The organism is Pseudonocardia ammonioxydans, assembly GCF_900115005.1.
GTDB lineage: Bacteria > Actinomycetota > Actinomycetes > Mycobacteriales > Pseudonocardiaceae > Pseudonocardia > Pseudonocardia ammonioxydans.
Map to the genome: position 1 here is coordinate 1 of NZ_FOUY01000142.1, position 1,840 is coordinate 1,840.

Consider the following 1,840-nt stretch of genomic DNA (forward strand, 5'->3'; position numbering starts at 1 on the left):
AGCGGCCGGCGTTCGTGGCCGCGCTGGCCGGTGCGGTGCTGGATGCACCGGCCCGGTACGGGCTCGTGCAGGTCTCGGCCGGGGACCCGGTCCCGGTCCCCGACGCGTTGCGCCGCACCGGTCCGGGCGGGGACGGCCGGTCGATGTTCCGGGCCCACATCGACGAGCGCTACGCCACCACCGCCGCGATCGCCGGCGAGGAACGACTGCGCGCCCTGACCCACACCCAGGGGGCGGCGGCCGTCGGATCCGAGCGGATCGAGGCGGCCATCGGCGGGCTGAGCTCGCGGGGCCTGTCGCCGGACCAGTCGGCCGTGGTGGCCGGTGTGCTGGGCTCCGGACGGACGGTGGATGTCCTGGTTGGGCCGGCCGGGACGGGTAAGTCGCACACCGTGGGTGCGTTGGCCGGGGCGTGGCGGACCGAGACGGGTGGCCGGGTCCTGGGGCTGGCCACGGCGAAGATCGCGGCGCAGAACCTGGACGGGCTCGGCCTGGAAGGGATGACCACCGCCGCGTTTCGGAAGCAGTTCCTCGAACAGGATGCCCACGGGCAGGTGCGCCAGCGGCTGCAGGCCGGGGACCTCGTCGTGGTCGACGAGGGCGGCATGAGCACCACCGCGGAACTGATCGAGATCGCCGATTTGGCGGCGGCGACGGGGGCGAAGGTGCTGCTGACCGGGGACCATCACCAGCTGCAGCCGGTGGGGGCCGGGGGCATGTTCGCGCACCTGGCCGAGCAACCCGGCACGTTCGAACTCGACACGGTGCACCGGTTCGCCAACGACTGGGAAGCCGGCGCATCGCTGCAGCTGCGGGCCGGGGACGTGTCCGCGGTCGCCGCCTACACCGACCGCGGCCGGGTCCGGACCGGGTCGCTGGAGAAGATGGCCGAGCATGCGGTGCGTGGACATTTGGCCGACATGCTCGACAGTAAGTCGGCCCTGCTCATCGTCGACACCAACCAGATGGCCGCCGAGCTGTCCAAGCAGGTCCGAGAAGAGCTGGTCCGCCTCGGGCGGGTTTCATCCGAAGTTCTCACCCGACTGCCCGACGAGACCGAGATCGGGGTCGGGGACCTGATCCAGGCCAACAACAACGACAACCGCCAGCGGGTCGACCCCGGCCCGGACGGGACGCATCGTCCGGTGACGAACAAGCAGCGCTACACCGTCCTCGGCCGTGACCGGCACGGCCAGCTACTCGCCCAGGACGAGCACGGTGCGATCGCACACCTGAGCAAGACCTACGTGCAGGAGCACGTGACGTTGGCCTACGCGCTGACGAACCACGCCGCGCAAGGCGTGACCGTTGATGTCGGGCGCGCGGTCACCGGCCGAGACACCACCCGCGAATCGCTGTACCCGGCCATCACCCGCGGCCGGTTGATGAACCTGATCTACCTGGTAACCCAGCAGACCCCGGACGAGCACGACCAGCGCCGCATCGAGGACACCCCGGCGCAGCGGTTGTCCGATCTGCTCACCCACAGCGAGCTGGCCGAGGCCGCCCTGACCGTGCGCGAGAGCGCCGAGCACGACCTGCGCTCGTTCGAAACACTCGGGGCCCTGATCAACCAGGTCAGCATGCGCGCCGCCGGCCACCGCAACGACCAGATCCTCGCCGGGCTGCTCACCCCGGAGCAGCACGAGCGGTTGCAGAACGAGGCCGCCTACGGACGCATGCTCAACAAGGTCTATGCCGCCGAGATCGACGGGCACGACCCCCGCGCCCTGCTGGGCGAGGCCGTCGAGATGCGCAGCTTCACCGACGCCGATGCCCTGTCGAAGGTGCTGCACTGGCGCCTCGGCCAGCTGCTCGAGAAGCGCGAACCCGAACGGGG

General features: G+C 70.9%; 1 protein-coding gene. It reads left to right on the forward strand.

Translation table 11 applies throughout. From position 1 onward, the window contains the following. Positions 1 to 1,840: ATP-dependent DNA helicase (locus tag BM093_RS34710; RefSeq protein ID WP_177238901.1), on the forward strand; the 1,840-nt coding region annotated here is incomplete at both ends.